24 protein-coding genes and 2 tRNA genes are annotated in these 24870 nt (G+C 72.5%); 8 read left to right on the plus strand and 18 right to left on the minus strand.

The window, feature by feature from the left end:
* Positions 1–242 precede the first annotated feature (242 nt).
* Positions 243–566: a S8/S53 family peptidase gene (locus tag JD79_RS17725; RefSeq protein WP_110006606.1), complete on the plus strand. Its 324-nt coding sequence runs from the start codon at positions 243–245 to the stop codon at positions 564–566.
* Positions 567–573: 7 nt separating this feature from the next.
* On the opposite strand, the gene JD79_RS17730 is transcribed toward JD79_RS17725, so the two are convergent.
* On the minus strand, positions 574–759 hold the full coding sequence (locus JD79_RS17730; RefSeq protein WP_110006607.1) for a hypothetical protein: 186 nt from the start codon (positions 757–759) through the stop codon (positions 574–576).
* Between the two features lie 98 nt (positions 760–857).
* Between JD79_RS17730 and JD79_RS17735 the strand changes: the two genes are divergently transcribed.
* A complete protein-coding gene (locus JD79_RS17735) occupies positions 858–1382 on the plus strand; it encodes a ferritin (protein WP_110006608.1) in 525 nt (174 codons plus the stop codon).
* A 98-nt stretch (positions 1383–1480) separates the two neighbouring features.
* Complete coding sequence (locus JD79_RS17740; protein ID WP_211308039.1) at positions 1481–1696, plus strand: hypothetical protein; 216 nt, start codon at positions 1481–1483, stop codon at positions 1694–1696.
* A 450-nt stretch (positions 1697–2146) separates the two neighbouring features.
* Here JD79_RS17740 and JD79_RS17745 read toward each other — a convergent pair whose 3' ends face one another.
* From JD79_RS17745 to JD79_RS22780, 5 genes are all read right to left on the minus strand, one after another.
* Positions 2147–3061 carry a hypothetical protein gene (locus JD79_RS17745; protein ID WP_146220483.1) on the minus strand — a complete coding sequence of 305 codons (915 nt, stop codon included), beginning with the start codon at positions 3059–3061 and terminating at the stop codon, positions 2147–2149.
* A gap of 203 nt (positions 3062–3264) precedes the next feature.
* Complete coding sequence (locus JD79_RS17750) at positions 3265–3711, minus strand: DUF6623 family protein (protein ID WP_110006610.1); 447 nt, start codon at positions 3709–3711, stop codon at positions 3265–3267.
* Between the two features lie 40 nt (positions 3712–3751).
* Positions 3752–4201: a hypothetical protein gene (locus JD79_RS17755; protein WP_146220484.1), complete on the minus strand. Its 450-nt coding sequence runs from the start codon at positions 4199–4201 to the stop codon at positions 3752–3754.
* Positions 4202–4240: 39 nt separating this feature from the next.
* Complete coding sequence (locus JD79_RS17760; protein WP_110006612.1) at positions 4241–5194, minus strand: DUF6623 family protein; 954 nt, start codon at positions 5192–5194, stop codon at positions 4241–4243.
* Between the two features lie 545 nt (positions 5195–5739).
* Positions 5740–5820, minus strand: a tRNA-Pro gene (locus tag JD79_RS22780).
* 145 nt (positions 5821–5965) lie between these two features.
* On the opposite strand from JD79_RS22780, the gene JD79_RS17765 reads away from it, so the two are divergent.
* The 5 genes from JD79_RS17765 (at position 5966) to JD79_RS17785 (ending at position 11110) form a co-directional block, all read left to right on the plus strand.
* Complete coding sequence (locus tag JD79_RS17765) at positions 5966–6157, plus strand: hypothetical protein (RefSeq protein ID WP_110006613.1); 192 nt, start codon at positions 5966–5968, stop codon at positions 6155–6157.
* A 578-nt stretch (positions 6158–6735) separates the two neighbouring features.
* Entirely contained in the window at positions 6736–8457 is a 1722-nt protein-coding gene (locus JD79_RS17770; RefSeq protein ID WP_110006614.1) for a purine-cytosine permease family protein, read from the plus strand.
* A 224-nt stretch (positions 8458–8681) separates the two neighbouring features.
* On the plus strand, positions 8682–9944 hold the full coding sequence (gene fmdA / locus JD79_RS17775) for a formamidase (protein WP_110006615.1): 1263 nt from the start codon (positions 8682–8684) through the stop codon (positions 9942–9944).
* Between the two features lie 26 nt (positions 9945–9970).
* Positions 9971–10237 carry an FmdB family zinc ribbon protein gene (locus JD79_RS24565; protein ID WP_425454192.1) on the plus strand — a complete coding sequence of 89 codons (267 nt, stop codon included), beginning with the start codon at positions 9971–9973 and terminating at the stop codon, positions 10235–10237.
* A gap of 54 nt (positions 10238–10291) precedes the next feature.
* Positions 10292–11110 (plus strand): MOSC domain-containing protein, encoded by an 819-nt coding sequence (locus JD79_RS17785; protein ID WP_281270354.1) that lies wholly within the window; start codon positions 10292–10294, stop codon positions 11108–11110.
* A 298-nt stretch (positions 11111–11408) separates the two neighbouring features.
* On the opposite strand, the gene JD79_RS17790 is transcribed toward JD79_RS17785, so the two are convergent.
* From JD79_RS17790 to xylA, 12 genes are all read right to left on the minus strand, one after another.
* Positions 11409–11482 (minus strand) — tRNA-Pro (locus JD79_RS17790).
* Positions 11483–11558: 76 nt separating this feature from the next.
* The gene (gene cydC / locus JD79_RS17795; protein WP_110006617.1) at positions 11559–13196 is read right to left on the minus strand and encodes a thiol reductant ABC exporter subunit CydC; all 1638 of its coding nucleotides are present in this window, start codon (positions 13194–13196) and stop codon (positions 11559–11561) included.
* The gene (gene cydD / locus JD79_RS17800) at positions 13193–14848 is read right to left on the minus strand and encodes a thiol reductant ABC exporter subunit CydD (protein WP_211308040.1); all 1656 of its coding nucleotides are present in this window, start codon (positions 14846–14848) and stop codon (positions 13193–13195) included. Before cydD ends, cydC begins: the two co-directional genes overlap by 4 nt.
* A gap of 2 nt (positions 14849–14850) precedes the next feature.
* The gene (gene cydB, locus JD79_RS17805) at positions 14851–15885 is read right to left on the minus strand and encodes a cytochrome d ubiquinol oxidase subunit II (protein WP_110006618.1); all 1035 of its coding nucleotides are present in this window, start codon (positions 15883–15885) and stop codon (positions 14851–14853) included.
* Between the two features lie 2 nt (positions 15886–15887).
* Positions 15888–17312 carry a cytochrome ubiquinol oxidase subunit I gene (locus JD79_RS17810; protein ID WP_110006619.1) on the minus strand — a complete coding sequence of 475 codons (1425 nt, stop codon included), beginning with the start codon at positions 17310–17312 and terminating at the stop codon, positions 15888–15890.
* Positions 17313–17457: 145 nt separating this feature from the next.
* Positions 17458–18804 (minus strand): ribosome biogenesis GTPase Der, encoded by a 1347-nt coding sequence (der, locus tag JD79_RS17815; protein WP_110006620.1) that lies wholly within the window; start codon positions 18802–18804, stop codon positions 17458–17460.
* Positions 18801–19499 carry a (d)CMP kinase gene (gene cmk, locus JD79_RS17820; protein WP_110006621.1) on the minus strand — a complete coding sequence of 233 codons (699 nt, stop codon included), beginning with the start codon at positions 19497–19499 and terminating at the stop codon, positions 18801–18803. The genes der and cmk overlap by 4 nt, the downstream gene beginning before the upstream one ends.
* Before the next feature lie 140 nt (positions 19500–19639).
* On the minus strand, positions 19640–20002 hold the full coding sequence (gene aroH / locus JD79_RS17825) for a chorismate mutase (protein WP_110006622.1): 363 nt from the start codon (positions 20000–20002) through the stop codon (positions 19640–19642).
* Positions 20003–20195: 193 nt separating this feature from the next.
* On the minus strand, positions 20196–21113 hold the full coding sequence (locus JD79_RS17830; RefSeq protein ID WP_110006623.1) for an aldose 1-epimerase family protein: 918 nt from the start codon (positions 21111–21113) through the stop codon (positions 20196–20198).
* Positions 21110–22183, minus strand: coding sequence for an ABC transporter ATP-binding protein (locus JD79_RS17835; RefSeq protein ID WP_110006624.1), 1074 nt, complete (start codon positions 22181–22183; stop codon positions 21110–21112). Before JD79_RS17835 ends, JD79_RS17830 begins: the two co-directional genes overlap by 4 nt.
* A 72-nt stretch (positions 22184–22255) precedes the next feature.
* Positions 22256–23509, minus strand: a complete 1254-nt coding sequence (locus JD79_RS17840) for an FGGY-family carbohydrate kinase (RefSeq protein ID WP_245900183.1) — start codon at positions 23507–23509, stop codon at positions 22256–22258.
* 166 nt (positions 23510–23675) lie between these two features.
* The gene (xylA, locus tag JD79_RS17845; protein WP_110006625.1) at positions 23676–24860 is read right to left on the minus strand and encodes a xylose isomerase; all 1185 of its coding nucleotides are present in this window, start codon (positions 24858–24860) and stop codon (positions 23676–23678) included.
* Positions 24861–24870 lie beyond the last annotated feature (10 nt).

Consider the following 24870-nt stretch of genomic DNA (forward strand, 5'->3'; position numbering starts at 1 on the left):
CACCATCATCCGTCCCGGCGCCCCGTCGCGGCGCCTCCACGGGACGACATCGTCCCGATGGGGCAGCGTCCGACGACCGCCGTCGCCGTGCGGCCGATGGTGACCCGACCCCTGGACAGCGGTCCGTGACGAGGGTCACAGTGTCGGCTGGGTCAGGGGGAGAGCGTCACAGGCCCTGGGAGCGCTCGCCGATCGTGACCTCGGGCGCCCTCTGCCGCACCCACTCCCTCGGAGGACCCACGATGCGAACCGTCGTCCGAACCTCGATCACGATCGCTGCCGGAGCCGGGCTGTTCCTGGCGGGCACCGGCGTCTCGTCGGCCGTTCCCGAACCCGGCGGCTGCCCGCCGTCGCAGCGGCTCATGACCGAGGACGACCTCGTCGCCTACGGCGTCGACGTGATCGGCCTGTCGCTCGGGGAGTCGCAGGAGCAGGTGGACCTGATCCTGTCCGCCGTGGACAGGAACGGGGACCGCACGGTGTGCTTCAGCACGTCGAACAAGAACTTCGCTCCGCACGGCAGGTCGAACGACAACAACGCCAACGTGGGGAACGCGGCGCGCTGAGGGAGGGTCAGGCGGCCTTCCGGTTGCTCTTGGCGAGCACCGCGTCGGCCTTGCTCAGCTTGACCAGGCGTCGCTTCTTGACCGTGTAGCCCGGCGGGAGCGTCCCCTCGGCGAGGGCGCGGATGGGACACCGCTTGCAGCGCGGCTTGTCCTGACAGCACTTCTTCTTGGGCATGCCCGCCGACTTGGCCACCCGGTGAGGTTAGCCTCTCCTTCGCGAGTGCTGGACAGGCGCCGCCGGGTGACCGGCTAGCGTCCGGTGACCGCCACCGCACACGTCCGGGAGTCCCGATGGCCGCCCCCGCCTTCGTCGAGCTGCTCAACACGCAGATCGGCAACGAGTTCGCCGCGCACCAGCAGTACGTCGCCTGCGCCGTCTACTTCGACCAGTTGACGATGCCACGGACGGCGCAGCTCTTCTTCGACCAGGCAGTCGAGGAGCGGCAGCACGCCATGATGATGGTCCGCTACCTGCTCGACTCCGACGCGCCGGTGCGCATCCCCGCCGTCCCGGCCCCGGTCAACGAGTTCCCGGACGTCGTCGCGCCGGTCGCCCTGGCCCTGGAGCAGGAGAAGCGGGTCACCGAGCAGATCGGCGCGCTGATCGGCGTCGCGCGGCGGGAGGACGACTTCGCCTCCGACCAGTTCATGCAGTGGTTCATCAAGGAGCAGATCGAGGAAGTCAGCAAGATGAGCGACCTGCTGACGATCGTGAAGCGCTCCGTGCACGACCTGGAGACGATCGAGGACTACGTGCTCCGGGAGGTCACGGCCGAGGCCGCCGACCCCACCGCGCCGCCGGTCGCGGGGGCCTGAGCCGTCCCCACCGGTCCGCACGTCCCCCGCACCTGGCCCGGACGCGTGCCCACCTGGCCGCCGCGGCGCCACCGCAGCTCGTCGCCGTCTGCGGCATCGTGCCCCCGCTGCCCGGCCTGGCCGTCTCCCACGGCCTGTCCGCCGTCGTCGTCGACGCGCGGATCGACGAGCTCGCCGCCCTCGTCGGGACCGCCGCCCTCGGGCGCGCCCTGGCCGCCGGCGTCACGCTGGGCGAGTACCTCGGCAGACCGCTCAGCGGCGTGCGGGACCGCTACGACGAGCGGGTCCGCCGGCGCGCCATGACCACCGGGTGAGGTGCACACGGACCCAGCCCGCTCGCGCCGAGACGCCTCCGACCGACTTGGAGCCGGCAGCAGGGCAGGTCGGTGGACGTTCCCGCCCAGGGTGGGCAGGACGACGCCCGTCCGCTCCTCGGGTGGAAGGCTCCGACGGCAGTCAGGGGCCGTGTCCGGATCTCTCCGGACACGGCCGCTGACCTGCGTCTCGCTGTCGGGTTGACAGTATGTGGACCTGCGCCCCTTGACCCCCCCGGTCACAGTCGAGGGGTTCGCCACGGTTCGCGACCGCGCGATCAGTGCAGGTCAGAGGCACCTGACGTTCGCCGGCAACCGGCCCGATGCCCCATCGTTCGGAGCGCGTTGCTGTACTGGTTGCTGTACCACTCCCACGAACCCGGGCGTGTCGTTCACCTCAGCGCCGCTCCAACAGGGGTCCATCTCGCGGCGCCGACCACGATGCCGGGTTCAGCCTCGCGCGGGGCAATCGCAGGGGTCGCTCGTGGCCCCGACCAACGGCGCACTCAGGGCCCGCACCTGCGCGTCGCGAACGCGGAGCAGTCGATCTCCATCGACGATGAGACTGACGCCGTTCGCATGACCGAGGTAGACGCCTTCTGCGGGGGCTCCCAGGGGGCCTGTCTCCGAGGCCCAGGCTATGCAGACACGCCTCGCTTCGAGGCCGACTACGCGTTCGATGGGGAATTCCGTACGACCGTTGCGCAGGATGTCCTCCGCAACGTCGGCCCCGAAGGTTCGTGCGAGCACTGCAGCGTAGCCCAGGGCTACGAGCACGAACGCGAGGATGGCGGCCGCATGACGCCATCCAGCGATCATTCGAAAGAGCGAGTAGACGACAGCGAAGAAGATCAGAGAGACACCGGCGGCCACGATGGCATGCTCCGGGCTCCATCCGCCGAGTTCGTATGACCCGACGAGGAACAGGAGGATCGCAGGAATGGCCGCACACGAGGCGGCAAGAATCCTGGTCTCGAACTCGACCCGCCTGATCTCGGCCCGCTTGCGTACCACTCCGCCACCGCGCGCCTGCGCCGGACTCCTCGCAAGTCGACCCGCCAGCAGGACGGCGAAGATCCTGAGGATGACCACGTACACAAAGGCAGTACCGACGATGTACGCCCCGAGGATCGCCGCTCTCGCGACCAGGGTGGCCTGGTTGACTCCAACTTCCTCGGGAGACGTCCCCAGTTCGCTCAGCATGGAGTAGGTGAACTCGTACAGAACCACGTAGGCGATGCCGGCCAGCACGCTCAACGTGAAGCTCACATTGGCGGGAGTGAGCCATCCTGGCCATTCTCGACGCCGCAGGATCCGGCGCTCGTCCGCACGTAGCCAATAGGGCTTACCCGCGGCGCTGTCCATGTCTTGCTCCGGTCGAGGACGGGTGCGGCAGGGGCGCGCCCCACGGACTGGCGTGCCCGCCATGGCTTGAGGCGTGCCTCCGGCAGTAAGCATGGCGGTCTGATCGACCGCCGACGTCATCCCTCCCTGCTGTGCACGGGCGCTGTCGACGAAAGCCGAATCCGCCTACCGCTCGCAGAACTCCTGGGCGTTCCGTCAGGCCGTCAGGGCAGGAAATCCGCTCCGGCCGCGCTGATCTCCATCGTGTTGGCGGCGTCAGTGGTACCCGAGAAGCGCACGCCGAGCGTGAGGCCGACCCCCCACAACACCTCCGGACGGTTCGGCACCGAGAACCGCAACATGGTGAAGGCCGATGGCGCGAGGTCCAGGCCGTCGTGGTTGGCGATCCGCTTCTCGCCGTCGAAGACGTGGACGTTGGTGATGTCCGCGGACGTGCTGTTGCTGCGCATCCGCACCAGTACCGAGTCGATGGCCAAACGGTTGTCGTCGACGATCACAGGGGTCGGGATGCCGAAGTGCAGCCAGTTCGTCGTGTTTTGCTTGCCGACGAGACGGATGTAGAACCCGGCCCGCCATTCGCTCTTGATGTTCTGCGGAACCTCGACGGCCACCGCGTGTCCGTGGGTCCAGCTGGCCTGCTCGAGTGCCATCCGAGTTCCTCTCCCGGGTCGGATTCGCCGACCGCAGTGGTCAGTCGCGCCCTTCCAGTACGTCGCGGGACATGTCGCGGATCAGGTCCGAGTCGCTGGCCTCGGCGAGGTGTTGCAGCTTCTCCGCCAGCCGCGGGCCCGGACTGCGGTCGAGCGCTCGCAGCGCGACCTTCTCGACCGCGACGTCGCCGCGGCCGAGCAGCATCTCCGCGACCGGCTCACGCCGATCGGGGGCCAGGTTGCGCAGCCCCGAGGCCGAGGCCGCCTGCAGTACGGGATCGGCGCTCGCCGCAGCCCGCTGCACGACCTCTGCACCGCCGGGGAGCAGGCTCGCGGTGTAGACGGCCTTCGACGCGATCATGACGTCGTCCGACTCGGCCAGCTCGGCGACGGCCGGGACGTCGGTGGCGTCGAGCCGGGCCGCGAGCGCCGCGTAGTCCGGTTCCTCGTTGCTGAGGAGCAAGCGGAGTTCCTCGCGGGTGACAGGCATGTCGGCACTCCCGACTGTGTCTCGGACGGCGTGGGCTGGTCACGGATCGATGGTGATCGGGCTGTTGCGCATGGTGGTCACCTCGGCGGCGACCAGATCTGGCGGCGGGTTGGTGATGTTGTCCGTGCCGTTCCCGGTCATCAGGCGGTCGTTGTCGTTGACGTGGTTCAACCCGAGCACGTGACCGATCTCGTGGCCGAGGGTCCACCGGCTGGCACCGCTGGCCACGACCGCGCCCGGCTGCCCCGCCGGATGTGCGGCGCAGCCGTTCGTGGGCGGATCAGTGGCCTGCACGAAGTAGGCGACGACCTCGTTCGCGCCGACGCCGTTGCGGTTGCTGAACAGGGTCCGCTGTTCGGCGGTGGTGTTGCCCCGCGTGCAGCCACCGACGTCGACCACGTCCAATGCGGGGAGGTTGAGGGTCTCGTCGCCGGCCCGGACGATCCGGAATCCCTGGGGCTCGTAGACGTCGCGCATCGCAGCGACCATCTGGTCGATGGTGAAGCGGGTCGGGGCAGTCAGCGTCTTCACGTGCAGGCGCACCGTCTCCACCAGGGTCAGGTCGGCGCCGACCGCGCTGAACTCCATGGTGTTCTGCGAGGCGGTCGTCCCGTCGAAGCGGACGCCGACCGTGATGCCGATCCCCCACAGGACGTCGGGCTTGCCCGGCACGGTGAACCGGTCGAAACCGAAGCCGGTGTGCGACAGGTTCAGGTCGTCGAACGCCGCGATCCGCGTCTCGCCGTCGAAGACGTGGACGTTCGTCACCTTCGCTGCGGCCGAGTTCGCGCGGAAGCGCAGCATCACGGAGTCGATCATCTGACGCTTGCCCTTGACGATGACCGGAGTGGGGACGGCGAAGTGGAACCAGTTCGTGGAGTGCGACTGCCCCACAGCGCGTACGTAGAAGCCGGCACGCCACAGCGAGGCGAGCTGGTCGGGCCGCTCGACCTCGATGGTGTGCCCGTGCGTCCACACGGCCTGCGTGATCATCTGCCCCCTCCGCGAGTCGAACGACCGAACTCCACGCGCGTCACCTTCACCTCAGGTGTCAAGCCAGTAGCCGCGACCGTTCCAGTCGTCCGTCACGGATCCGTCACCGGCCCGTCGTGACGAGTCCCTCGGGTCAGGGACCCGTTTGTCCGGGTCGGGGCATCCGTGTGGTGCACCAGCCACGGGGCGCGAGTCCATAGCGGGAGGAGCGACCTCCGCCGGCCGAGTGGACTACGACACGAAGAACTGGAGAAGGACCGGAGGACCGAGCTGACCGGTGTCGACCGAGTCCGCCGTCGGGGACATCAGACGGACGGCGCCGCTGGGAGGTCGTCCAGGAGTACCTCGGGCACTCCTCGTACGCGATCACGGCGGACATCCACAGCCACGTGGGTCCGGCCCAGCAGCGCCAGCCGGCCGACCGGCTCGACCAGGCGCTGCGCCGCTGACCGCTGCCGTCCGCGCGCCGCGTCGCTGTACCGGTTGCTGTGCTCACGCGAGAGGCGGGCCACCCTCGTCGGGTGACCCGCCTCTGACCTGCACTGTCGGGCTGACAGGATTTGAACCTGCGACCCCTTGACCCCCAGTCACGTTCGAGGGGTTCGGGGCTGTTCACCGACATCCCGTTCATGCAGGCCAGAGCTTCGCGCCATTCGTCCGCGTCCGCCTCGGTTCGCTACGGCTCGCCCGCGTTGCTGTACCGGTTGCTGTACTTCTCCCCCGCGCTCGGGCGCGTCAACTGCCGGCAGCACACCCAGCCGCTCGCCAGGGATGGCAGCGGACGGCCAGGAGGGCGATGTCGTCGTCGGCGCGGCCGCGGACGATGCGGCGGCGGGGCCACCCGAGGCCGGCGAGGTCGCCATCGAGCAGGTCCTGCCGGCCTTCGAGGATCGGGCGTCCAGCGCGCTGCTGCACGGCGGAACCTCGATCCAGGTGACCGTGACCGCTGGCCACCACGGATGACGGTTCGAGGCTCGCGACGCCGCGGTGACCAAGCCGCCGGCGGTGGGGCGTGAGGCCCGGGAGGCCCGCGGGCGAGGCCACTTCCTTCGGTCCGGCTCCGAACCCGTCTGCGGTCCGCGGACTCGCTCCCCGCCTGCCCTTCGTCGCCCCAGGCGCTCAGGCCTGGCATTCGTGCCCGCCACCCGATCACTCGACTCACGAAGTCGAGGCTGCAGGCCCGCCTGGTCCTGTCGCTCCAGGACCCGCCGGACCGATGGGGCGGCGACCCGTCGTCCCGGCTGTCCACGGGCATCGCCTCCGCCGAGTCCTGCTGAGCGTGACCGTCCAGCGAGAGCGGGGCAGCGCCCCACTCTCCGGTGAACTGCGCGTGCACGGAAATCGGTCGGGTGCACACCGCACCCGCCCGTCAATACCGCCCTGTCAGTCGCGCGTCATGATCGCAACTCGGGGCGCGTAAACAATTCCGAGCAATGACGAAACAGCGGGTACATCGCCGGGAATCACGGTGCACCTAGCTTTCGCCTGGCACGCAGGGACGCGCGCATTCCCGCTCCTCCCGCCCACCCAGGAGAATCCAGATGGCTCAACGCGAGGCGGTTCACAATCCGCCCCCGGCCGGTCCGTCGGCCCCGGACTACGCCACCGGCCGGAACGTCGACGCCGCGACCCGAGAGACGCTGGAGGACTACACCCTCCGGTTCGCCCCCCGGCACTACCGGCGGTGGGGCCCCGGGGTCGTCGCCGTCTCCGCCCTCGGCGGGATCGCCTACCTCGCTGATTTCGCGATCGGGGCCAACATCGGGATCGCCTACGGCACCACCAACGCCCTGTGGGGCATCGCGATCTTCGCCGTCGTCGTCCTGCTGACCGGCTTTCCGCTGGCCTACTACGCGGCCCGTTACAACCTCGACCTCGACCTGGTGACCCGCGGCAGCGGCTTCGGCTATTACGGCTCGGTCGTCACCAACGTCATCTTCGCGACGTTCACGTTCATCTTCTTCGCCCTCGAGGGCGCCATCATGGCCCAGGGGCTGGAACTCGGGCTCGGCATTCCGCTGTGGCTGGGGTATGCGCTGTCCACCGTGCTCATCTTCCCGCTGGTCATCTACGGGATGAAGGCACTGGCCACGTTGCAGGTGTGGACGACACCGCTGTGGCTGGTGCTCATGGTGCTCCCGTTCGGCTACCTGCTGATCAGCCACCCGGAGTCGGTCGGGGACTTCTTCGCCTACCAGGGTGAGGACGGGACGGCGCCGAGCGTCGGCTCGGCGCTGCTGGCCGCCGGTGTGTGTCTGTCACTGATCGCGCAGATCGCCGAGCAGATCGACTACCTGCGGTTCATGCCGCCCAAGACCGCGGCCAACCGGCGCCGGTGGTGGGCCGCCGTGCTCCTCGCCGGCCCGGGCTGGGTGCTCTTCGGTGCGGCCAAGCAGGTGATCGGCCTGTTCCTGGCGGTGTACCTGATCGCCAACGTCGCCGACTCGGCGGCGATCGCCAACCAGCCGGTGCACCAGTTCCTGGAGATCTACCAGGACGTCGTGCCGGCCTGGCTGGCGATGACCCTGGCCGTCGTCCTGGTGGTGATCAGCCAGGTGAAGATCAACGTCACCAACGCCTACTCCGGGTCGCTGGCCTGGACGAACTCCTTCACCCGCGTCACCGGGCACTACCCGGGCCGGCTGGTCTTCCTCGGCGTGAACCTGCTGATCGCGCTCGTGCTGATGGAGGCGAACATGTTCGACTTCCTCAACACGATCCTGGGGTTCTACGCCAACTGCGGCATCGCCTGGGTGGTGGTCGTCGCCAGCGACATCGCTATCAACAAGTACCTGCTGGGAATCTCCCCCAAGGAGCCGGAGTTCCGGCGCGGCATGCTTTACGCGGTCAATCCGGTCGGGTTCGCGTCGATGCTCATCTCCGCCGGTGTCTCGATCCTGGTCTTCTTCGGCGGCCTCGGTGAGACCCTCCGCCCCTACTCGCCGCTGGTGGCGATCGTCCTGGCCCTGGTGCTGCCCCCGGTCTTCGCCGTGGCCACCCGTGGGCGCTGGTATCTGCGGCGCACCGACGACGGCATCGACCTGCCGATGTACGACCAGGACGGCAACCCCTCCGACCAGGTGCTCACCTGCCACGTCTGCGGCCAGGACTACGAGCGACCGGACATGGCCGCCTGCCAGGCGCACGGCGCCCACATCTGCTCGCTGTGCCTGTCGACCGACCGGACCGGCGAACACGTCCTGCCCGAGCAGCAGCCGGCGCGGGTCATCCAGCCAGCCGCGATCAGCGAGCCGACCCGGTGACGTGCGGGAGCCTCCCCATCGGCGCCCGCCCCGGACGGGGGACCTGCACCGGACTGCAACGGTCCAACCCGACTGCGACGTCGAGCCGTCGGCCGCAGGCCCGGGTCGTCCTGACCCGGGCCCCGGGATGCCGTAGCCCGGCTTCGATCCAGCAGTCCCGCCGGCACGGAGGCGGCGGGCCGGTTCCCCTCGACCCCGTCCACCACTGCAACGAAGGAGCTCCCGTGCCCGAGGTCATCTTCGAGGTCAATCGTGATCTGAGTGTGTCGATGCGCGACCAGGTGGTGCCCGGGCACAACCGCTGGCACCCGGACATCCCTCCGGCGGCGACGGTCAAGCCCGGCGCCTCCTACCGGATCGAGTGCAAGGACTGGACGGACAACCAGGTCCGCAACAGCGACGACGCCGATGACATCCGAGACATGAACATCGACCCCTGTCACATGCTCAGTGGTCCGTTCGCCATCGAAGGCGCCGAGCCCGGCGACCTGCTGGTCGTCGACATCGTCGGCATCGGCCCGTTCCCGGAACAGCCCTGGGGCTACACGGGGGTCTTCGCCAAGGAGAACGGTGGTGGCTTCCTCACCGACTACTCCCCCGGGGCATCGAAGGCGATCTGGGACTTCGACGGCATCTGGACCAGCTCCCGGCACGTGCCCGGTGTCCGCTTCATCGGCAACTCCCATCCCGGCCTCTTCGGCTGCGCCCCGTCCCCAGACCTGCTCACCGAGTGGAACCGCCGCGAGCAGGCCCTCATCGACGCCAATCCCGACCGGGTCACCGGAGACGCCCCCGCCCACCCCGGCGACGTCCCCGGTGCACCTCAGGTCCCTGCCCTCGCCCTCCCGCCGCTGCCTCAGGAGGCACTGCTGGGCACGCTGTCCGGCAGCGCGTTCGACCAGGCCGCCGCAACGGCATGCCGCACCATCCCGCCCCGCGAACACGGCGGGAACGTCGACATCAAGGACCTCGGCGTGGGCAGCCGGGTCTACATGCCCGTCTACGTTCCCGGGGCCAACTTCTCCATCGGCGACCTGCACTTCGCCCAGGGCGACGGGGAGATCACCTTCTGCGGCGCCATCGAGATGCCCGGCTTCATCGACCTGCACTTCGACCTGATCAAGGGCGGGATGGACCGCTACAAGCAGACGATGCCGTTCTTCAAGCCCGGCCGCGTCGGCCCGAACTACTCCGAGTTCATCACCTTCGAGGGCATCAGCGTGGAGGACGGCCGCAACTACTACATGAACGCCACCGTCGCCTACCGCCAAGCCTGCCTCAACGCCATCAACTACCTGATGCCCGCCATGGACTGGACCTTCGAGCAGGCCTACCTGTTCCTCGGCGCCGCTCCCGTCGAAGGACGCATCGGTGGCGTGGTCGACATCCCCAACAGCGCCGTGTCCCTGAGCATCCCGCTGTCCATCTTCGACCGGAACATCCTCCCCGGCGGCGCCGGCGGCGGGCGCGACCTGACCGCCGACTGACCGGCCCACAGGAGTCCACCGTGCCCGTGTACGAGTTCCGCTGTCCTGGATGTGGCCCCTTCGACCTGCAGCGCTCCATGCAGCAGGACACGGACGGCGCGTGCTGCCCGACCTGCGCCCGGGCCGCCCCGCGCAGCTACGCCGTCGGCGGCGCAGTCGGCCTGGCCGGTCCACTGCGGGGCGCCGGGCGGGCGGACCGCGCCCGGGTGGACCGGGCGCACAGCGGTGAGCCGAGGGTCACCGCCGGCCCGGCGGAGCGACGGCTGCCCCGGTCCGCCGGCCACGGCCACTGAGCCCCGGGAGGCTGACAGCCTCCGACTCTCGACGATGGGATCCCCGTGCCGTTCGTGTCCCGACTGTCCACCACCCCCCTCAAGGGAACGGCGTTGCACTCCCAGGCAACGGTGACCCTCACCGAGAACGGAGTGGCCGGCAACCGCCGGTTCCACCTGATCGACGCGCGAGGTGGGCTGTTCAACGGCAAGCAGCACGGGCCGCTGGTCCGGCTGACCGCTGAGTTCGAGGCGTCGAGCGGGCAGCTGACCATCCGGTTTCCCGGCCGGGGACCGGTGACCGGTACCGCGGTCGAGCTGGGCGAGGCGGTCACGACCGACTTCTACGGGCGGGGCGTCGCCGGCCACGTCGTCGAGGGCGCGTGGTCGGCTGCCCTGTCCGACCACGTCGGGCAGCCGGTGCGACTGGTCGCGGTGGACCGACCCGGGGACGCTGTCGACGTCCACCCGGTCACCCTGGTGTCCACCGCGACGATCGAGCATCTCCGCGCGATGGCTCCCGACGGGGAGCGGATGGATCATCGACGGTTCCGGATGCTGATCGAGGTCGACGGCTGCGGGGTGCACGAAGAGGACACCTGGGCGGAGCGGCGGCTGCGGGTGGGCGGGGCGCTCCTCCGCGTGGTGGGCCCGGTGCCCCGTTGCGTGGTGACCAACCAGGACCCCGACACCGGGGTGGTGGACGCCAGCACCCTCAAGGCCATCGTTCGGTACCGCGGCGCGCTGGCGCGCGACCTGAGGACTCCCGTCGCGCACCTGCCGGACAACGGCGCGGTGGTCTTCGGGATGTACGCCACTGTCGAGGAGCCCGGCGAGGTCGCCCTGGGCGACAGCGTCGAGCCGGTGGTGGCCGACGTCCTGGCCGGCTCCTGACGGGCGCTCCCCACGACGACGGCGGTACGGCTGCGCCGCAGACGTCCACCTGTGTCCCACCCCGACCGGAACGGGAGGTCGTCCAGGAGCCCTCGGTCACTCGTCGTACGCCATCACGGCGGACATCTACAGCCACGTCGGTCCGGCCCAGCAGCGGGAGGCGGCCGACCGCCTCGACCAGGCGCTGCGGTGGTGACGGTTGTCGTCCTCGCGCCGCGTTGCTGTACCGGTCGCTGTCCTGACGCGAGAGGCGGGCCGGCCTTCTCGGCCGACCCGCCTCTGACCTGCGGTTTCTCTGTCGGGCTGACAGGATTTGAACCTGCGACCCCTTGACCCCCAGTCAAGTGCGCTACCAAGCTGCGCTACAGCCCGAGCGCCGGGCGGCTCGCACCGCCCGATCGCTGCGTGGAGCAGGTTACCGCACCCGCTCCCCCGACCGGACCGGTGGTCAGCCGCGCGCCGGAGCGGGGTGGCGGACGTCGAGGTCGACCACCTGCCACCGCCGGTCCAGGGCGGCGCCGTCGTGCGTCACGAGCAGGACGGCGCGCGGATCGCGGGCCAGCAGGTCCAGGACGCGGGCGGACAGCTCGGCGTCGAGGTGCGCCGTCGGCTCGTCGAGCACCAGGACGTCGGCGCGGCTGAGCAGCGCCCGCGCCAGCGCCACCCGGGCGCGCTCCCCCGCCGACAGCCGCTCGCCGCCCTCCCCCACCCAGCCGTCCAGCCCGAGGGTCGCCGCGACGCCGCCGAGCCCGACGCCGGCCAGGACGGCGAGCAACTGGTCGTCGGTGGCGTCGCCGCGGCCCAGGCGGAGGTTGCCGGCGAGCGTGCCGCCGAGGACCTGCGGCGCCTGCGCCGACCAGGCCAGCCGGGACCGGACGCCGGCGAGCGGGAGCCGGCGCAGGTCGGTGCCGCCGAGGGTGACCCGGCCGGCGTCGGGGTCCCGCGCGCGCAGGGCGAGGGCCAGCGCGCTGCTCTTGCCGGCACCGCTGCGGCCGGTGAGCGCCACCTTGGCGCCCTCGGGCACGTCGAGGTCGAGCCCGGTCAGCGCGGGGTGTCCCGCACCGGGGTACGTGAGCGTGACGTCCTCGAAGCGCAGCGCCGACCCCAGGGGCAGCGGCAGCGGGGACTCCGGATCGGTCACCGCGGGGCGCTGGGCGGCGAGGGCCTGCACCCGCCCGGCCGCGGCCCGGATCCCGCCCGCGGCGGCCCAGGCCGCGCCCAGCCCGCCCACCGCCTCGAAGGCGCCCAGCACGCCGAGCGCGCACGCGGCGAGCAGCAGGGGCGACGTCGTCCCGGCGGCGACGTCGCTGCCCACCAGCCACAGCGCCGCGACGACGCCCAGCCCGGGCACGCCCTCCCGCAGCAGCGTGGTGACCGCGGCGAGCCGGGCCGACGCGCGCTCCGCCGCCTCCTGCCGGTCCAGGTGGCCGTCGAGGGCATGCAGGGCCGTGGCGCCGCCGTCGCCGGCGAGGTGGTCGGCCAGGCCGCGCACGAGGTCGAGGGTGTCCGCGGCGACGTCCGCGTCGGCCCGCGCGGCGGCGAGCGCGGCGCGCCGGCCGGCCCGCGCGGCGGCCGCCGGGACGAGCACGCCCAGCGCGAGCAGCAGCACGGCGAGGACGGCGGCCGTGACCGGGGACACCAGCGCGGTGAGCGTGACCGCCGTCCCGCCGGCCAGCACCGCCACCCCGGCCGGGGCGACGAGGCGGACGACGACGCCCTGCAGCTCGTCGACGTCGGTGCGCACCCGCGACAGCAGCTCACCGCCCCGCACCCCGGTGAGCGCGGCCGGCGCGAGCGGGACCAGCCGCTCCAGCACGCGGGCGCGCACCCGCGCCACCAGCCGCAGCGTGACGTCGTGGGTCACCAGCCGCTCGGCGTAGCGGACGGCGGCCCGCGAGATGCCGAACAGCCGGACCCCGGTGATCAGCGGCATGAGGACGAGCAGGCTCGAGGGGCGCTGCGCCGCGCCCGTGATCAGCGCACCCGAGGTGGCCAGCAGCGCGGCGCCGCAGAGCACGGTGACCGCCCCGAGGACGACGGCGAGCGCCGTCCGCGGCAGCCGGGCCAGCGCCAGCACCTCCCTCACCGCGGCACCACCGCCGTCCGCAGCCGGCCCTCCTCCAGCGCGACCACCCGGTCGTGCAGCGCCAGCGGGGCGGGCCGGTGGGTGACGGTGACGACGGTGCGCCCGGCGGCGAGGTCGGCGAGCGCGACGAGCACCTCCCGCTCGGTGGCCGCGTCGAGCTGGCCGGTGGGCTCGTCGAGCACCAGCAGGGCGGCGTCCTGGACGAAGGCGCGCGCCAGCGCCAGCCGCAGGCGCTCCCCGCCGGACAGCCGCGCACCGTCCTCGCCCAGCGGCGTGGCGGTGCCCTGCGGCAGCCGGCGGACGAGGTCGAGGGCACCGGCGCGGGCGAGCGCCCGCTCGACCTCCGCGTCGGTGGCGGCGGGCCGGCCGAGCCGCACGTTGTCCGCGACCGTGCCCGGCAGCAGCCACGGCCGCTCGGGGACGTAGGCGACCCGGGCCCGCCACGCGTCCGGGTCCAGGTCGGTCAGCGGGACGCCGTCGACCAGCACGGTGCCGGCGTCGGGGACGGCGAAGCCCAGCAGCAACCGGACGGCGGTGGTCTTCCCCGCGCCGCTCGGCCCGACCAGCGCCGTCCGCGACAGCGGCGGGAGGTCCAGGTCGACGTCGCGGAGGGCGACCCGGTCCCCGTACCGGACCGTGACCCCGCGCAGCTCCAGCGACGGCACACCCGGCGGGACCGCGTGGCAGCCGCGGGCCGGCCCGGGCGCGTCCAGGAGGGCGAACACCCGCTCCGCGGCCGGTCCGCCTTCCAGGCTCGCGTGCCGGTCGGCGCCCAGGGCCCGCAGCGGCGCGAAGAACTCCGGGGTGAACAGCAGGACCAGCAGCGCGCGCTCCAGCTCCAGCTGCCCCTGGAACAGCCGCACGCCGACCGTCACCGCCACCAGCGCCGTGCACAGCACCGCGCCGAACTCGAGCACGAAGCCCGACAGGAAGGCGGTCCGCAGCAGCCGCATCGTGCTGACCCGGTGGGCCTCGCTCACCTCGGTCAGCCACCGGGCGCTGCTGCGCGCCCGCCCGTAGAGCACGAGGGTCGGCAGCACCCGCAGCGTGTCGACGAGGACCGCGCCCAGCTGCGCCAGGGTCTCCCACGAGCCGCGGGCGGCCCGGGAGGCGAGGGTGCCGGTGAGCCACAGGAAGACGAGCACGAGCGGACCGGTCAGGAGCAGCAGGCCGCCGCTGGCCGGGTCGAGGACCAGCACCGTCCCGGCCACCAGCGGCGGGACGACGGCCGCCGTCGCCGCGCCGGGCAGGAGCCGGCCCACGACGCCGTCCAGCTTCCCGACGCCCTCGGTGACCGTGGTGGCCAGCTCACCGGCGCGCTCGCCGGCCGCGTGCGCGGGGCCGAGGGCGGTCAGCTTCCGCAGCAGGTCGGCGCGCAGGCCCCGGCGGACCCCGGCGGAGGCGCGGGCGGCGGTGCGGTCGCGCAGGCCGGCCACGCACGCGCGCGCCAGCCAGGCGGTGAGGGCGCCGGCCAGCTGTGCGGACAGCGCGGCCGGTGCCGCCTGCCCGGTGGCCACCCGGGACACCACGACGGCGACCAGCGCCCACTGCACCACGAGCAGCGCCCAGGTCAGCACGCCGAGGAACGCGCAGAGCAGCACGAGCCGGCGCGGCCCGGGCAGCGCGAGCAGGCGGCCGGTGGGTCCCCGCACGGTCAGTAGCCGTGGTTCAGGGCGCCCTCGTCGGGCCGCACCCGCTCCCGGAACACGTAGTAGTTCCAGATCTGGTAGCCGATGATCAGCGGCAGGAAGATCGCCCCCACCCAGGTCATGAGCACGAGCGTGTAGTGCTGGCTCGCCGTCTCCCGCAGCGTCAGGCCGAAGTCCGGGTCCAGGGTCGAGGGCAGCACCTCGCCGCGGGTGAACAGCGCGATGAACACCGTCACGGTGGCGAACAGGACGGTCAGGCCGCTCATCGTGAACGCCAGCGTGTCCCGTCGCCGCGACAGCGCCAGCCAGATGCTGGCCAGGGTGAGGAACGCCGCCACCGGGAACGCCCACGGCACCACGCCGAAGTCCTCGAAGAGGTCCTCGGTCACGTACCCCATGACGACGAAGGCCACGATCGCCACCGTGGCCAGCGCTCCCCACCGCAGCGCCGCCCGGCGCGCCCGGTCGTAGAGGACGGTGTCGGTGTGCAGGCGCAGCAGCAGGAAGTTGGCGCCGTGCAGCATGAACAGCAGCAGCGTGGTGGCCCCGCCGACCAGCGAGAAGGGCGAGAACATCGCGGCGAAGCCCCCCTCGACCCGGCCGTCGCCGTCCACCGGCAGCCCCTCGATGAGCTTGGCCATGATCACGCCCCACAGGAACGACGGGACGAGGCTGCCGCCGAAGGACATCCAGTCCCAGAACGCCCGCCACCGCGCGCTGTCGACCTGGTTGCGGTACTCGAAGGAGACCCCGCGCAGGAGCAGGGCCAGCAGGATCAGCACGAACAGCGGGTACATGCCGCTGAACACCGCGCCGTACCAGACCGGGAAGGTGGAGAACATCAGCCCGGCGGCGGCGATCACCCAGACCTCGTTGCCGTCCCAGAACGGCCCGATCGTGCCGGTGAGGGCCCGCTCCTCGGGCTCGGTCCGCGCCAGCATCGGCCGCAGCAGGTCGACGCCGAAGTCGAAGCCCTCGAGGAAGAAGTAGAGGGTGAACGTCAGGGCGATCAGCCAGAACCACAGCGTGACGAGGTCCACCGTCAGTTCCTCTTCTCGTACTCCTGGAACCCCGTGCCCTCGTAGTCCGGCGCGGGGGCGGCGACCAGCTGGGCCTCCGGCCTGCGGTGGATGCCGGCCCGGGCGGTGACGGTCAGCAGGTAGACGTCCAGGCCGATGAGGGCGAGGTAGACGGCCCACAGCCCGATCAGCCCGGCGAGGACCTCACCGGCCGAGTTGGGGCTCACCCCCTCGGTGACGGTGAGCTCGCCGTAGACCATGAACGGCTGGCGGCCCATCTCGGTGACGATCCAGCCGGTGAAGTTGGCGATCCACGGCAGCGGGATGAACAGCACCAGGGCCTTGAGGTACCAGCGCGTGCTCTCCAGTCCCCGTCGTCGCCGCCACCAGAGGAACAGCCCGAGGAACGCCGTCGCCAGGAGCAGCGAACCGATGGCCACCATGATGCGGAAGGACCAGTACACCCAGGCAACGGGCGGGGTGTAGTCGCCCTCGCCGTACTCGGCGTCGAACTGCTCCTCGATCTGGTTGATCCCCTCGTACCGGCCCTCGAGGCTGTTGTAGGCGAGGATCGAGCCGACGTAGGGGAGCTCGATGCTGAACGGGTTCTCCCGCTTCTCCTGGTCGATGACGGCGAACAGCGACCACGGCGCGGGCGACTCCGAGGTGTCCCACTGCGCCTCCATCGCCGCGAACTTCATGGGCTGGTCCTCGCGGGCGACCTGGGCCTCGGTGTGCCCGCTGACCACCGAGAAGACGGTGCCGATGGCGGCGAAGACCAGGCCGATGTGCAGCGACCGGGAGTAGACGTCGGTGTCCTGCCGGCGCAGCAGGTGGTAGGCGCTGATGCCGAGGACGAAGAAGGCCGCGACCACCCACGCGCTGCCCTGGACGTGGGCGAAGTACAGCCAGGCCTTGTAGTTGAAGACGACGGCGGCGAAGTCGGTGAGCCGGGCCTGCCCGTCGACCACCTCGTAACCGACCGGGTGGTGCATCCAGGCGTTGGCCAGCACGATCCAGAAGGCGCTGATCTGCGTGCCGACGGCGACCAGCCAGATGCTGGCCAGGCGCATCCAGGGCCGCAGCCGGTCCTTGCCGAACCACCACAGCCCGATGAAGGTGCTCTCGAGGAAGAACGCCATGAGCACCTCGAGCGCCAGCGGGACGCCGAAGATGTTGCCGACGAAGTCGGAGTACTCGCTCCAGTTCATCCCGAACTGGAACTCCTGCACGATCCCGGTGACCACGCCGACGGCGAAGTTGATGAGGAAGAGGTGACCGAAGAAGTTGGTCATCTTCCCGTAGACCTCGCGCCGGTCGGACCGGACGTAGGCGATGGTCTCCATGACCGCGATGAGGAACGCCAGCCCGACGGTCAGCGAGACGAAGAAGAAGTGGAAGATGCTGGTCGAGGCGAACTGGAACCGGGAGAGCTCGACCACGTCCACGCGGACACCACCTCGTCCCGGCGGCCGGCGGGGAAGCGCGGGGCTGGCGCGGGGAGCCGGGCGTGCGGGCCCTCAGGGTTGCACGCAACCGACTGTGGTGCACCGTGACGGCGCCTCCCGGCGGAGGCGCCGTCCCGGCCGGTCGTCAGCCGCGCTTCTCGTTCCCCCGGCCCTCGCGGACCTTCACCGAGATGTCCAGCGGCGTGCCGTTGAAGCCCCAGCGCTCGCGCAGCTTGCGCTCGAGGAACCGCCGGTAGCCGGCCTCCAGGAAGCCGGTGGAGAAGACGACGAACCGGGGCGGCCGGACGTCGGCCTGCGTCACGTACTTGATCTTCGGCGCGCGGCCGCCGCGGGCCGGCGGCGGCGTCTCCTGCACCAGCTGGCGGACGTAGGCGTTGAGCTCCGCGGTCGGCACCCGGGTCTCCCAGGAGGCGATCGCCGCGCGCAGGTGGTTGGCGAGCTTGCCGACGCCGCGGCCGCTGGCCGCCGAGATGTTGATCCGCGAGGCCCACCGCACCCGGGCGAGGTCGCGCTCGATCTCGCGCTCCAGCTGGGCGTGCCGGTCCTCGTCGATGGCGTCCCACTTGTTGAACGCGATCACCAGCGCGCGGCCGGCCTCGATGACCTGGGTGATCACCCGCTGGTCCTGCTCGCTGATCACCTCGTCGGCGGCCAGCAGCACGACGGCGACCTCGGCGGCCTGGATGGCGGCCTCGGTGCGCAGGCTGGCGTAGTACTCGGTGCCGCTGGCGGTGTTCACCTTGCGGCGCAGGCCGGCGGTGTCGACGAACCGCCACTCCTCGCCGCCCAGGCTGATGATCGAGTCGACCGGGTCCACGGTGGTGCCGGCGACGGAGTCGACGACCGAGCGCTCCTCCTTGGCCAGCCGGTTGAGCAGGCTGGACTTGCCCACGTTCGGCCGGCCCACCAGCGCCACCCGGCGCGGGCCGCCCTCCTCGGGCTGCTCGCGCGGCGCCTCGGGCAGCGCGTCGAGCACCAGGTCGAGCAGGTCGCCGGACCCGCGCCCGTGCAGCGCGCTCACCGGCTGCGGCTCCCCCAGCCCCAGCGACCACAGCTCGGCGGCGTTGGACTCGCTGCGCTCGTCGTCGACCTTGTTGGCGACGACGATCACCGGCCGGTCGCTGCGGCGCAGGATGCGGGCGGCGGCCAGGTCGGTGTCGGTGGCGCCGACGGAGCTGTCGACGACGAGGACGATCACGTCGGCGGTGCGCATCGCGAACTCCGCCTGCCGGCTGATCGAGGCGCCCAGCCCCTCGGCCTTGGGGTCCCAGCCGCCGGTGTCGGTGACGGTGAACCGCCGCCCGTTCCACAGCCCCTCGTAGGAGATGCGGTCGCGGGTGACCCCCGGGATGTCCTGCACCACCGCGGCGCGCCGTCCCAGGATCCGGTTGACCAGCGTCGACTTGCCCACGTTGGGCCGGCCGACGATCGCCACCACCGGCAGCGGACCGCCCGTGCCCTCCTCGCTCATGTCCTCTCCCCTGCCCCGACCGCCGAGAGCGCCAGGCCGACGACGCGGTCGACGACGGCCTCCCGGTCCAGGTCGGTGCTGTCCACGACCACCGCGTCGGCGGCCGGCCGCAGCGGGCTGTCCGCGCGGCTGCTGTCGTACTCGTCCCGGCGGCGCAGGTCGGCCGCGATCGCGGCCACCTCCGCCGGGTCGTCGATCCCGAGCTGCAGGGCCCGCCGCTCCGCGCGGACCTCCGGCGCCGCGGTCAGGTAGACCTTCAGCGTCGCGCCGGGCAGCACCACGGTGCCGATGTCCCGGCCCTCGACGACGACGGCGTCGGCCGAGGCCACGAGCGCGCGCTGCTGGTCGACCAGCTGCCGGCGCACCGCGGGCACCGCGGACACCGCGGACACGGTGCGGGTCACCTCGGCGCCGCGGATCCGCTCGGCGACGTCGGTGCCGTCGACCTCCACCTGCTCCACGCCGGCCGTCGTCCCCACCTCGATGCGGGCGCCGCCGACCACGCGGGCCACGGCGTCGGCGTCGTCCGGGTCCACGCCCGCGTCGATGACGGCCACGGTCGCGGCGCGGTACATGGCGCCGGTGTCGAGGTAGGCCGCCCCGAGCCGGGCGGCCACCGCCCGCGCCACGCTGGACTTGCCCGTCCCCGACGGCCCGTCGAGGGTCACCTGACCGCTGAACCGCCGCTCGCTCACTGCGCGATCGCCCCGCGCAGTGGTCTCCGCTCGCTGGCGCTCGCTCACTGCGCGATCGCCTCGCGCAGTGGTCTCCGCTCGCTGGCGCTCGCTCACTGCGCGATCGCTCCGCGCAGTGGTCTCCGCTCGCTGGCGCTCGCTCACTGCGCGATGTCCCGTCGCAGCGCCACGGCACCCCGCAGGTACACGTGCTGGATCTCCGCGCGCGGCCGGTCGGTCTCCACGTGCGCCATCAGCCGCAGCACCCGCGGCAGCGCGTGGGCGACCCCGATCTCCGTGGCGCACATCAGCGGCACGTCGCCCATCCCGAGCTCGCGGGCGGCCAGCGCCGGGAACTCCGAGACGAGGTCCGGGGTGGCCGTGAACAGGATGCTGATGATGTCGTCGTGGTCGAGGCCGTTGCGCTCGACCACGGTGCTCACCAGCTCGCGGGTGGCCTCGAGGACCTGGTCGCGGTCGTCGGCGTCCACCTGTGTCGCGCCGCGGATGGCCCGTACGGCCACGTGCACCCTCCTCGATCGGTCCCGGCTCCCGGATCCGGGGTGCCCGGTCGAGTCTAGGTACCCCGCGCCACCGGCCCTCCCCTCGTCCGCCGACAGCGCTCCACAGGCTCCTCCCCGGCCGGCTGAGCGGCGGGGGCGGGTCGAGGGTGACGGCCGACCGGCCGGCGCGGTACCCGCCGGCGGGGCGGCGCGGTCAGAGGGGGCGGATGCCCCAGGTTCCGGTCGTCGACTCCCCCGGCGCCAGTCGCACGAGGGCCTCGCCGGAGCGCAGCGCGTCCGGCGGGCAGGTCATCGGCTCGACGGCCAGCCCCTGCCGCCGGCGCGACGGCGGCTGGACGACGTCGCCGGTGAAGACCTGCAGGTAGCCGTAGGAGGCGTCCATCCAGACGGCGGCGCCGCTGCCGTCGGGGCGGACGAGACGGACCTCGGCGGCACCGTCGGCGTCCCGTGCGAGGTCGGTGAAGCAGTCGTCGACGACGAGGTCGCCGACCGGCCGTCCCCCGCGCAGGTCGAACGGCGTCCCCTGCACCGGCTCGCTCCCCACCGGCAGCAGCCGGTCGTCGGTGAGCAGCCGGGTGGCGGCGGGCAGGGTCAGGGTGCAGTCGTCGACCCGCACGCCCGGGCCGGCGGCGAGGTAGGGGTGGTGGCCCTCGCCGTAGGGCAGGTCGGCGCCGCCCTCGTTGGTGGCGGTGGTGGTCACCCGCAGCCCGTCCGCGGACAGCTCGTAGCCCACCCGCAGTCGCAGGGTGAAGGGATAGCCCGGCTGCGGGTACAGCAGGTGCTCCAGCACCACGGAGTCCGCCGACCGGGCCAGCAGCCGCCAGGCCACGTGCCGCACCAGGCCGTGGATCGCCGTCCCCCGCTCGGGCTCCGTCACCGGGGTGCGCAGCGCGGCGCCGTCCCAGGACCACTCGCCGTCCCGGAGCCGGTTGGGCCACGGGGCGAGGACGTTGCCCCGTACGTCGGGAGCCATCTCGCCGGCGTCGTACCCGTCGACGACGTCGCGGCCGCCGGCGCGGTAGGTGCGCAGGCCGCCGCCGACCTCGACGACGACGGCCTCGGCGTCCCCGGCGCGGAGGACGTGCTGCTCGCCTGTGGGCGGGAGGCTCACCCGAGCCGCTCGCCGTCGACGGTGGAGAACAGGTGCACGTGGCCGGCGCGCGGGCTCACGTGCAGCAGGTCGCCCTTCAACGGCGGACGGCGGCCGTCGACCCGCACGGTCACGGTGTGCCGCTGCCCGTCGAGGTCGGCGTGCCCGTACACGTAGGCGTCGGCGCCGAGCTCCTCGACGACGTCGACCTCCACCGGCAGGCCCTGCGCGGTGACCTCGAGGTCCTCGGGCCGGACGCCGAGCACCACCCGGTCGGCGTCCGCGCGGCCGAGCAGCTCGCGCTCGACCGGGTGCACGGCGTCGCCGAGGCGGACCCCGCCCTCGGCCACCGGCAGCTCGACGAGGTTCATGGCCGGCGAGCCGATGAAGCCCGCGACGAACACGTTGCGCGGCCGGTCGTAGAGCTCCCGGGGCCGGCCGGCCTGCATGAGCAGGCCGTCCTTGAGCACCGCCACCCGGTCGCCCATCGTCATGGCCTCGGTCTGGTCGTGGGTGACGTAGACCGTGGTGATCCCCAGCCGCCGCTGCAGCTGGGCGATCTGCGTGCGGGTCTGCACCCGCAGCTTGGCGTCGAGGTTGGACAGCGGCTCGTCCATGAGGAACACCTGCGGCTTGCGCACGATCGCCCGGCCCATCGCCACCCGCTGCCGCTGACCGCCCGACAGCGCCCGCGGCTTGCGGTCCAGGTACTGCTCGAGGTCGAGCAGCCGCGCCGCCTCGCGGACCCGCTCGCCGATCTCGGCCTTGCCGACCTTCGCCATCTTGAGCGCGAAGCCCATGTTGTCGGCCACGGTCATGTGCGGGTACAGCGCGTAGTTCTGGAACACCATCGCGATGTCGCGCGCCTTGGCGGGCAGGTCGGTGACGTCGCGCTCGCCGATGAGGATGCGGCCGCCGTCGACGTCCTCCAGACCGGCCAGCATCCGCAGCGACGTCGACTTGCCGCAGCCGGAGGGGCCCACGAGGACGAGGAACTCGCCGTCGGCGACCTCCAGGTCCAGCGCGTCGACGGCGGGACGGTCGGCGCCGGGGTAGAGGCGGGTCGCGGAGTCGTAGGTGACGGTGGCCATGGCGTGCTCCTCGCGGGGTTCGGCGACGGTGCCGGGTGGTGGCGGTGCGGGGTCGTTCGGGGACGGGGTCGGTCAGGCGCGCTGGGCGGTGAGGTCGCGGACCTCGGCGTAGCGCTCGCGGACGGCGGGGGTCGGGTCGGCCTCGTGGACCTCGGTGCCCGGCCGCGCCCACTCCGGCGCCGCGGCCGCGCCGGACAGCACCCACGCCGCCTGGCGGGCGGCGCCGTCGGCGACGTACTCCCCCGGCGGCGGCACGAGCACCGGCACACCGAGGACGGCCGGGGCGATGCGGCGGACCGCCTCGGAGCGGGCACCGCCACCGACGAGCAGCACGCGGCGGACCTCGGCTCCGGTGGCGCGGACGGCGTCGAGGCCGTCGGCCAGGCCGCACAGCAGCCCCTCGACGGCGGCACGGGCCAGGTGCGCCGGCGTCGAGGTGGCCAGCGTCAGCCCGTGCACGGCGCCGGTCGACGTCGGCCTGTCCGGCGTCCGCTCGCCCTCCAGGTAGGGGACGACGACCAGGCCGCCGGCGCCGGCCGGAGCCGACAGCGCCAGCCGGGACAGCTCCTCGTGGTCGACGCCGAGCAGCCGGGCGGTCGCGTCGAGGACGCGGGCGGCGTTGAGGGTGGCGACCAGCGGGAGGAACCGGCCCGTGGCGTCGGCGAACCCGGCCACCGCTCCGGTGGGGTCGGCGGCCGGGGTGTCCGAGACGATCGAGACGACGCCGGAGGTGCCGACCGACAGGACGACGTCGCCGGGCTCCGCGGCCAGGCCGAGGGCGGCCGCGGCGTTGTCGCCGGTGCCCGGTCCGAGCACCGCGCCGGTCGTCGAGGTCCCGGCGGCCTCGGCCGGCCCGAGCACCCGCGGCAGGTGCGGCGTGGCGCCGAAGGCGCGCTCGAGCAGGTCGGGGCGGTACTCCCCCGTGGCCGCCGACCAGTAGCCGGTGCCGCTGGCGTCACCGCGGTCGGTGACCAGCGCGTCCAGTCCGGGGCGGCCGGCCAGCACCCACGTCAGCCAGTCGTGCGGCAGGCACACCGCCGCGGTGCGCGCGGCGTTCTCCGGCTCGGCCTGCGCCAGCCAGCGCAGCTTGGTGACGGTGAAGGAGGCCACCGGCACCAGCCCGACGGCGTCGGCCCAGGCCTGACGCCCCGCCTGGCCGTCGCCGAGCTCGCGGGTGAGGTCGGCGGCGGCACCGGCCGAGCGGGTGTCGTTCCACAGCAGCGCGTCGCGGACGACCTCCCCGTCCTCGTCGAGGCAGACCATGCCGTGCTGCTGGCCGCCGACGGCGACCGCCGCCACGTCGTCGAGGCCGCCGGCCTGGGCCACCGCCTGCTCGAGGGCGGCGGCCCAGGCCGCGGGGCGACCTCCGTGCCGTCGGGGTGCGGCGCCCGGCCCTCGCGCACGAGGGTCCCGGACGCCGCGTCCCGGACGACGACCTTGCAGGCCTGGGTGGAGGAGTCGACCCCCGCGACGAGCGTCATCGGCCGGTCGGTCAGCCGCGGGCGCCGAGCAGGTGCTCGACGGCGAGCTGCGAGAGCCGGACCTGGCCGCCGCGGCGGGCACCGGCGGCCTCGGCGTCGTAGTCCTCGAACGCCGAGCGGTCGGCCAGCAGCTCCTCGTACGAGCCGCCCTCGAGGGTCGGCTGCGCGAGCTCGGGCACCGCGGCGTCGGCGAGGGCCTCCTGGACCTCCGGGTCCGCGCGGAAGGCGGCGGCCCGCTCCTTGAGCAGCAGGTAGGTGCGCATGTTCGCCGCGGCCGACTCCCACACGCCCTTGAGGTCCTCGGTGCGCAGCGGCTTGTAGTCGAAGTGGCGGGGGCCGTCGTAGGCCGGGCCGCCGTTCGGGCCGCCGTGCTCGAGCAGGTCGACGGTGGCGAAGGCGCTCAGCACGTCACCGTGGCCGAAGACGAGGTCCTGGTCGTACTTGATGCCGTGCTGGCCGTTGAGGTCGATGTGGAAGAGCTTGCCCTGCCACAGCGCCTGGGCGATGCCGTGCGTGTAGTTCAGCCCGGCCATCTGCTCGTGCCCGACCTCGGGGTTCACGCCCACCAGGTCGGCGTGCTCGAGGGTGCTGATGAAGGCGATCGCGTGCCCGATGGTGGGCAGGAAGATGTCGCCGCGCGGCTCGTTGGGCTTGGGCTCCAGCGCGAAGCGCAGGCCGTAGCCGCGGTCCTCGGAGTACTGGGCGAGGGTGTCGATGCTCTCGCGGAAGCGGTCCAGCGCCGCGGTGAGGTCCTTGGCGCCGTCGACCTCCGCGCCCTCGCGCCCGCCCCACAGCACGTACGTCGTGGCGCCGAGCTCGGCGGCGAGGTCCATGTTGCGCATGACCTTGCGCATGGCGAACCGGCGGACGCCGCGGTCGTTGGCGGTGAGCGCGCCCTCCTTGAACACCGGGTGGGTGAACAGGTTGGTGGTCGCCATCGGCACCACGAGGCCGGTCTCCTCGAGGGCGCCCTTGAAGCGCTCGATGATCTTGTCGCGCTCGCCGCTCTCGGTGCCGAACGGGATCAGGTCGTCGTCGTGGAAGGTGACGCCGTAGGCGCCGAGCTCGGCCAGGCGGTGCACGCTCTCGACCGGGTCGATCGGCGGACGGGTCGCCTCGCCGAACGGGTCGCGGGCGTTCCAGCCCACGGTCCACAGGCCGAAGGAGAAGCGGTCCTCGCGGGTGGGCTGGGTCATGGGGTTCCTC

Source organism: Geodermatophilus normandii, assembly GCF_003182485.1.
Classification (GTDB): Bacteria; Actinomycetota; Actinomycetes; order Mycobacteriales; family Geodermatophilaceae; genus Geodermatophilus; species Geodermatophilus normandii.

What these genes read in the sequence shown, in the direction of transcription:
- JD79_RS17725 (WP_110006606.1), top strand. Translation starts at nt 243, where the DNA reads ATGCGAACCGTCGTCCGAACCTCGATCACGATCGCTGCCGGAGCCGGG.
- JD79_RS17735 (WP_110006608.1), top strand. Translation starts at nt 858, where the DNA reads ATGGCCGCCCCCGCCTTCGTCGAGCTGCTCAACACGCAGATCGGCAAC.
- JD79_RS17745 (WP_146220483.1), bottom strand. Translation starts at nt 3,061, where the DNA reads ATGGACAGCGCCGCGGGTAAGCCCTATTGGCTACGTGCGGACGAGCGC.
- JD79_RS17750 (WP_110006610.1), bottom strand. Translation starts at nt 3,711, where the DNA reads ATGGCACTCGAGCAGGCCAGCTGGACCCACGGACACGCGGTGGCCGTC.
- JD79_RS17755 (WP_146220484.1), bottom strand. Translation starts at nt 4,201, where the DNA reads ATGCCTGTCACCCGCGAGGAACTCCGCTTGCTCCTCAGCAACGAGGAA.
- JD79_RS17760 (WP_110006612.1), bottom strand. Translation starts at nt 5,194, where the DNA reads ATGATCACGCAGGCCGTGTGGACGCACGGGCACACCATCGAGGTCGAG.
- JD79_RS17765 (WP_110006613.1), top strand. Translation starts at nt 5,966, where the DNA reads ATGGCAGCGGACGGCCAGGAGGGCGATGTCGTCGTCGGCGCGGCCGCG.
- JD79_RS17770 (WP_110006614.1), top strand. Translation starts at nt 6,736, where the DNA reads ATGGCTCAACGCGAGGCGGTTCACAATCCGCCCCCGGCCGGTCCGTCG.
- der (WP_110006620.1), bottom strand. Translation starts at nt 18,804, where the DNA reads ATGAGCGAGGAGGGCACGGGCGGTCCGCTGCCGGTGGTGGCGATCGTC.
- JD79_RS17835 (WP_110006624.1), bottom strand. Translation starts at nt 22,183, where the DNA reads ATGGCCACCGTCACCTACGACTCCGCGACCCGCCTCTACCCCGGCGCC.
- xylA (WP_110006625.1), bottom strand. Translation starts at nt 24,860, where the DNA reads ATGACCCAGCCCACCCGCGAGGACCGCTTCTCCTTCGGCCTGTGGACC.